7 protein-coding genes are annotated in these 6,919 nt (G+C 66.1%); 6 read left to right on the top strand and 1 reads right to left on the bottom strand.

The window, feature by feature from the left end:
* Positions 1-84: 84 nt before the first annotated feature.
* The 6 genes from FHR72_RS10355 to FHR72_RS10380 all read left to right on the top strand — a co-directional run bounded on the left by FHR72_RS10355 (position 85) and on the right by FHR72_RS10380 (position 6,067).
* Entirely contained in the window at positions 85-726 is a 642-nt protein-coding gene (locus tag FHR72_RS10355) for a two-component system response regulator PdtaR (RefSeq protein ID WP_183467823.1), read from the top strand.
* A gap of 211 nt (positions 727-937) precedes the next feature.
* A complete protein-coding gene (locus FHR72_RS10360; RefSeq protein ID WP_183467824.1) occupies positions 938-2,149 on the top strand; it encodes a branched-chain amino acid ABC transporter substrate-binding protein in 1,212 nt (403 codons plus the stop codon).
* A gap of 109 nt (positions 2,150-2,258) precedes the next feature.
* Positions 2,259-3,269 (top strand): branched-chain amino acid ABC transporter permease, encoded by a 1,011-nt coding sequence (locus FHR72_RS10365; RefSeq protein ID WP_183467825.1) that lies wholly within the window; start codon positions 2,259-2,261, stop codon positions 3,267-3,269.
* Entirely contained in the window at positions 3,266-4,441 is a 1,176-nt protein-coding gene (locus tag FHR72_RS10370) for a branched-chain amino acid ABC transporter permease (protein WP_183467826.1), read from the top strand. Before FHR72_RS10365 ends, FHR72_RS10370 begins: the two co-directional genes overlap by 4 nt.
* Entirely contained in the window at positions 4,438-5,319 is an 882-nt protein-coding gene (locus tag FHR72_RS10375) for an ABC transporter ATP-binding protein (RefSeq protein ID WP_260155941.1), read from the top strand. The genes FHR72_RS10370 and FHR72_RS10375 overlap by 4 nt, the downstream gene beginning before the upstream one ends.
* The gene (locus tag FHR72_RS10380) at positions 5,306-6,067 is read left to right on the top strand and encodes an ABC transporter ATP-binding protein (RefSeq protein WP_183467827.1); all 762 of its coding nucleotides are present in this window, start codon (positions 5,306-5,308) and stop codon (positions 6,065-6,067) included. Before FHR72_RS10375 ends, FHR72_RS10380 begins: the two co-directional genes overlap by 14 nt.
* A 264-nt stretch (positions 6,068-6,331) precedes the next feature.
* Here FHR72_RS10380 and FHR72_RS10385 read toward each other — a convergent pair.
* On the bottom strand, positions 6,332-6,919 hold a 588-nt coding region (locus tag FHR72_RS10385; protein WP_396888421.1), incomplete at its 5' end, for a thiolase C-terminal domain-containing protein.

Genomic DNA, 6,919 nt, shown 5'->3' on the forward strand with positions numbered 1-6,919 from the left:
GGCCACGGTAGGTAGCGCGGCCTACCACCCTAGAGGATGGCCCCGCGCTCGCTCATCCGGCCTGCGGGCTACACAATGTCATCCATGTCTTCCGCCTCCGCCTCGCCGCCTGACGCCGCCGCCACGCCGCACCGCGTCCTCATCGCCGAAGACGAAGCCCTCATCCGGCTGGATCTGGCCGAGATGCTGCGCGAAGAGGGTTACGAGATCGTCGGCGAGGCCGGCGACGGTCAGGAGGCCGTGGATCTGGCCGAGTCGCTGCGGCCGGACCTGGTCATCATGGACGTCAAGATGCCCCGCCGCGACGGTATCGACGCGGCCTCCGAGATCGCGGCCAAACGCATCGCCCCGATCGTCATCCTCACCGCGTTCAGTCAGCGCGAGCTGGTGGAACGGGCCCGCGATGCGGGTGCGATGGCCTACCTGGTCAAGCCGTTCAGCATCACCGACCTGATCCCGGCCATCGAGGTGGCGGTCAGCCGGTTCAGTGAGATCGCCGAGCTGGAGAAAGAGGTCGCGACCCTGTCCGACCGCCTGGAGACCCGCAAGCTCGTCGAACGGGCCAAAGGTTTGCTGCAATCGAAGCAGGGGATGAGCGAACCCGAAGCGTTCAAGTGGATCCAGCGCGCGGCGATGGACCGGCGCACCACGATGAAGCGCGTCGCCGAGGTGGTTCTCGAGACTCTCGACCCGCCCGCCGAGACTCCGGCCGCGGAGCCGAATTAGGGCTTTCGCCCAGCCCTGTCCGTTAAGTCTGCGTTTCCGCCTCCGCCTTTTGACCGCTCACCGGGTTTATCCGCGCCACGCGTTTTCCAACATCACGCGATAGGGCGGTGGGTTGGTTATGGTCGTCGGCGAAGCATCGCCGACGTGGTCGTCACGGTTCCGTAGGCGACACCCGACGGTGCCGAGCAAAACACTGAACCGGAGGTGAGACGTGCGCGGTCGCGTGGCACGCAAGGCATTTGCTCTCGGTGGTGCCGGTCTGGTTGCGCTGGCTGTTGCCGGCTGCAACCAGGGCGCACCCGAAGAAGAGGCATCGCAGACGAATCTCAAGATCGTCGAGAAGGTGCAGATCGACGAGAACGGCGCCGAGGTCCCGGCGTCCACGGGTGCGTCGCCCGCTGATCCGGCTGGGGACGGCAAGGCCACCTGTCCGCCGGTGTCCATCGCCATGGCCGGTGCTCTCAACGGCCCCGACGCGGCGCTCGGCATCAACATCAAGAACGGTGTGCAGCTCGCGGTCGACAAGCACAACGAGGCCAACCCGGGCTGCCAGGTGCAGCTCATCCCGTTCGACACCGAAGGTGATCCGCAGAAGGCGACCGCGATCGCCCCGCAGATCGTCAACGACCAGTACACGATCGGTCTGGTGGGCCCGGCGTTCTCGGGTGAGACCAAGGCGACCGGCGGTGTGTTCGATCAGGCGGGTCTGGTGTCGACCACCGCGTCGGCGACGAACGTGACGCTGTCGGAGAACGGATGGAAGACGTTCTTCCGCGGGCTGGCCAACGACGGGGTGCAGGGGCCCTCCGTCGCGAACTATCTGAAGAACACGCTCGGGCACAAGAAGGTCTGCGTCGTCGACGACAGCACCGACTACGGTCTCGGCCTGTCTCAGGCCGTCCGAGACACCCTCGGCCCGGTCGCGGACTCGGCATGCAACATCTCGGTGAAGAAGGGCGACAAGGACTTCTCCGCAGCGGTGACCCAAATCAAGGGTGCCGCCCCGGACTCGGTCTTCTTCGGCGGCTACTACGCCGAGGCGGCGCCGCTGGTCCAGCAGCTGCGGGACGGCGGCTACGAGGGCGTCTTCGCCAGCGCCGACGGAACGAAGGACCCCGAATTCGTCAAGCAGGCCGGCGAATCGTCCAAGAGCGCAGTCCTGGCGTGCCCCTGCGGCCCGGCCACCGGCTCGTTCGCCGACGAGTACAAGCAGAAATTCAACCAGGACGCCGGCACCTACAGCGCCGAGGGGTACGACCTGGGCACCATCCTGCTCAAGGGCATCGACTCCGGTGCGATCACCCGTCCGGCTCTGCTGGACTTCGTTCGTAACTACAAGGGGCAGGGCGTCGCTCGCGAATACCAGTGGACCCCCACCGGTGAGCTCACCACCACCCTCATCTGGATCTACGGCGTCCAGTAACCGCTGAGACGAAGCGCGTCCGAGAGTGCCTGGCTCGGACGCGCTTTCGTCTGAGGCGCTGCTTCCCACCGCTGTGCACCCGTAGATCTCGCTAGGAGTTCCCCACCGGATGAATCTGGCCGCAAACATCAACTTCAATGTCGGAGCGCTGGTCGACAGTTTCTGGCAGTTGACGATCGACGGTCTGTCGTGGGGAGCGATCTACGCGTTGGTCGCCGTCGGGTACACCCTGGTGTTCGGTGTGCTGCGGCTGATCAACTTCGCCCACTCCGAGATCTTCATGCTGGGCATGTTCGGCGCGTATTTCGCACTCGACATGATCCTGGGCTTCACCCCGAGCGGCAACGCCTACAGCAAGGGCATCGGGCTGACGATCCTGTACCTGGCCGTCGCGATGGTCTTCGCGATGCTCGTATCCGGCGGAGCGGCAGTGGGATTGGAGTTCATCGCCTACCGGCCGCTGCGCAAGCGCAACGCCCGGGCGCTGACCTTCCTGATCACCGCGATCGGCATGTCGTTCGTACTGCAACAGTTCGTCCTGTTCATCCTGCCCAAGATCATCCCGGGCTACGGCGGCCCGAACGCCCAGCAGCCGATCGTGCTGGTACAACCCAGAACCCAGTTCGAGTTCTTCGGGGTGGCGATCTCCAACATCACCATCGTCATCATCGCCTCGGCGCTCGTGCTCGCGGTGCTGACCGACATCGCCATCAACCGGACGAAGTTCGGCCGCGGCATCCGCGCCGTCGCCCAGGACCCGACCACCGCCACCCTGATGGGGGTGTCGCGGGAACGCATCATCATGACGACCTTCCTCATCGGTGGGCTCCTGGCCGGCGCCGCGGCGCTGCTGTACACGCTCAAGGTTCCGCAGGGCATCATCTACTCGGGCGGGTTCCTGCTGGGGATCAAGGCGTTCTCCGCCGCGGTGCTCGGCGGAATCGGCAACCTGCGCGGCGCACTGCTGGGCGGGCTGCTGCTGGGGGTCATGGAGAACTACGGGCAGGCCGTCTTCGGAACACAGTGGCGCGATGTCGTCGCCTTCGTGCTGCTGGTCTTGGTGCTGCTCGTGCGCCCGACCGGCATACTCGGCGAGAGCCTCGGGAAGGCACGCGTATGAGCACGACCGCGAAATCCGGTTCCCCGTGGGCCCGCGTGACGAACTGGTGGGACACCCTGAACCGGCCCCAGAAGTGGGTGTTCGGCATCCTCCTGTTCGTCGCCGTGGGCTTGTCGCCGTTGTTCACACCCGGGTTCATCGACACCCCCGGAATCAGTTTCGGCGGCACGATGGCCCAGTTCGCGATGATCGCGATCATCGCGATCGGCCTCAATGTGGTTGTGGGACAGGCAGGTCTGCTCGACCTCGGCTACGTCGGGTTCTACGCCGTGGGCGCATACACGGTCGCCTTGCTCACCAGCCCGGAGAGCCCCTGGAACCAGATGAGCCCCAGCGGATTCTTCAGCACCCCGTGGGCCTGGCTGTCGTGTGTGCCGCTCGCGATGGCGGTCACCGCACTGACCGGACTGATCCTCGGCTTCCCGACACTTCGCTTGCGCGGGGACTACCTCGCGATCGTGACGCTGGGCTTCGGCGAGATCATCCGCCTGCTCGCCGACAACCTGGCCGACATCACCAACGGACCGCGCGGCCTCAACGAAGTGGCCTTCCCGCACTTCCTGGAGAACGAGCAGCACCCCGAAGGGGTGTTCTCCGTGTCGAATTCCAGCGGCGACGCCAACTACGGCACCTGGTGGTTCTGGGTCGGCCTGGTCATGATCGTCCTAATCCTGCTCCTGGTCGGAAACCTCGAACGCAGCCGCGTCGGCCGCGCATGGATCGCCGTCCGCGAGGATGAGGACGCCGCCGAGGTGATGGGCGTCAACACGTTCAAGTTCAAGCTGTGGGCGTTCACGATCGGCGCCGCGATCGGAGGTCTGTCCGGTGCGCTCTACGCCGGCCAGGTCCAGTACGTCGCGCCGCCGACGTTCAACATCATCAACTCGATGCTGTTCCTGTGCGCCGTCGTCCTCGGCGGGCAGGGCAACAAACTGGGCGTGATCCTAGGCGCGTTCATCATCGTGTACCTACCCAACCGCCTTCTCGGCGTGCACTTCCTCGGGATCGACATGGGCAACCTGAAGTACCTGTTCTTCGGGCTGGCGCTCGTGGTGCTGATGATCTTCCGCCCCCAGGGCCTCTTCCCGGTCCGCCAGCAGCTGCTCGCGTACGGCAAGGCGGCCCGCAGCCTGCTACGGGCCCGGCCGACCGATACGGAGCCGGTGAAATGACGACCCCCGAGCCGGGCACCGCGGCCGATGCCGCCGTCGAGGACTTCGCGAGCAACGTGGCTTCGCTGGCCAGCGTGCACCGTGAGATCCAGGCCGACGAGGGCGAAATCCTGCTGCAGACCACCGATCTGACGGTGAAGTTCGGCGGGCTCACCGCCCTGGACGCGGTGACGTTCAACATCCGGCGCGGCGAGATCCTCGGGTTGATCGGACCCAACGGCGCGGGCAAGACGACCTGCTTCAACGCGATCACCGGCGTCTACCGACCGACGTCGGGCTCGGTGACCTTCGACGGCGGGACGATCGGCCGCATCAAGCGCCACCAGATCACCCGGCTGGGTATCGCGCGGACGTTCCAGAACATCCGTCTCTTCGGTGAGATGACGGCGCTGGAGAACGTCCTCGTCGGTACTGACGCCCGCCACCGGACGTCGGTACCCGGCGCGCTGATCCGCTCACCGAGGCACCGCCGGGAAGAGCGTTCGGCCATCGAACGTGCCGCAGCACTATTGCATTTCGTCGGGATCGCCCACCGCGGCGAGGAGAAGGCCAAGAATCTGTCCTACGGCGATCAGCGGCGCCTCGAGATCGCCCGAGCGCTGGCCACCGAACCCAAACTCCTGTGCCTCGACGAGCCCGCCGCAGGCTTCAACCCGAGCGAGAAGTCCGCGTTGATCGACCTGATCCGCAAGATCCGCGACGACGGATACACCGTGCTGCTCATCGAGCACGACATGCGTCTGGTGATGGGTGTGACCGACCGGATCGTGGTGCTGGAGTTCGGCCGCAAGATCGCCGACGGCCTGCCCGCCGAAATACGCGAGGACCCGAAGGTCATCGCCGCTTACCTGGGGGTGCCCGACGATGACGTCAGCTGACAACACCGCACAGCAGGCCGATCCGCGGCCGGTGCTGCTGGAGGTGCGGGACATCGTCGTGCACTACGGCCGCATCAAGGCGCTGCACTCGGTGTCGCTGACGGTGCACGAAGGGGAGCTCGTCACCCTGCTGGGCTCCAACGGCGCCGGTAAGACCACCATGATGCGGGCGATCTCCGGTCTGTTGCCGCTGTCGTCGGGTTCGGTGTGGTTCGACGGCAAGGACATCAGCCGGGTCAAGGCGCACCGACGGGTGACCGACGGCCTGATCCAGGCGCCCGAGGGCCGTGGCGTCTTCCCGGGGATGACGATCCTGGAGAACCTCGAAATGGGTTGCTACGGACGGAAATTCCCCTCCAAGGCGGAGCACGCCGAGCGCCTCGACTGGATCCTGGAGACGTTCCCGCGTCTCGCCGAGCGCCGCAGCCAGGTGGGTGGCACGCTCTCCGGTGGTGAGCAGCAGATGCTCGCGATCGGCCGCGCGCTGATGGCCAGGCCGAAGGTGCTTCTGCTCGACGAACCCTCGATGGGCCTCGCGCCGATGGTCATCTCGCAGATCTTCAAGATCATCGCCGAGATCAACGCCAGCGGCACCACCGTGCTGCTCGTCGAACAGAATGCGCAGCAGGCGCTGAGCCGCTCCGACCGCGCCTACATCCTGGAGACCGGCGAGGTGACCAGAACGGGCAATGCGCGAGAGTTGTTGCACGACGACAGCATTCGCGCCGCCTACCTCGGCGTCGCCTGACCCCACCCTCACCTTTACACCCCACCCCTCACCTCTACCCCTCACCCCCACACCTCAGACCGCGAGCGTGCGTGTCTGCGGCGGACACGCCGCCTCCGCGCCGTAGTTTGCGCACGCTCGTCGCCGGTCGGTCGCTGACTGCCGGCGATATGCCACACCGCGAGCACGTCGACGCCAGGGCCGCGAGCGTGCGCAAACTCGGTGAATGGTGCGGTGTGTCGGCTGCAGACACGCACGCTCGCGGAGGAGAGAAGGGGGAAAGGGTCAGCGGGCGATAATGACTGAGGAGCCGTGGCCGAAGAGGCCTTGGTTGGCGGTGATGCCGACGGTGGCGGTCTCGACTTGGCGGCCGGTGGCTTGGTTTTTGAGTTGCCAGGTCAGTTCGCAGACTTGGGCGAGGGCTTGGGCGGGGATGGCTTCGCCGAAGGAGGCCAGTCCGCCTGAGGCGTTGACCGGGATGCGGCCGCCCAGGGTGGTGGCGCCGCTGCGAAGGAGTTGTTCTGCTTCGCCGCGGGGGCATAGGCCGAGGTGTTCGTACCAGTCGAGTTCCAGGGCGGTGGACAGGTCGTAGACCTCGGCCAGGGAGAGGTCTTCGGGGCCGATGCCGGCTTCGGTGTAGGCGGCGTCGAGGATTTGGTCTTTGAAGACCCGTTCGGGGCCGGGGACAACGGCGGTGGAGTCGGTGGCGATGTCGGGCAGTTCGGGTAGGTGTTGGGGGTATTGGGGGGATTGCAGGCTGATCGCGCGTACCGAGGGCACGCCGTTGAGGGAGCCGAGGTGTTTTTCGGCGAACGTTTTGGAGGCGACGATGAGTGCGGCGGCGCCGTCGGAGGTGGCGCAGATGTCGAGCAG

It is taken from the genome of Mycolicibacterium iranicum (assembly GCF_014190915.1).
GTDB classification, from domain to species: domain Bacteria; phylum Actinomycetota; class Actinomycetes; order Mycobacteriales; family Mycobacteriaceae; genus Mycobacterium; species Mycobacterium iranicum_B.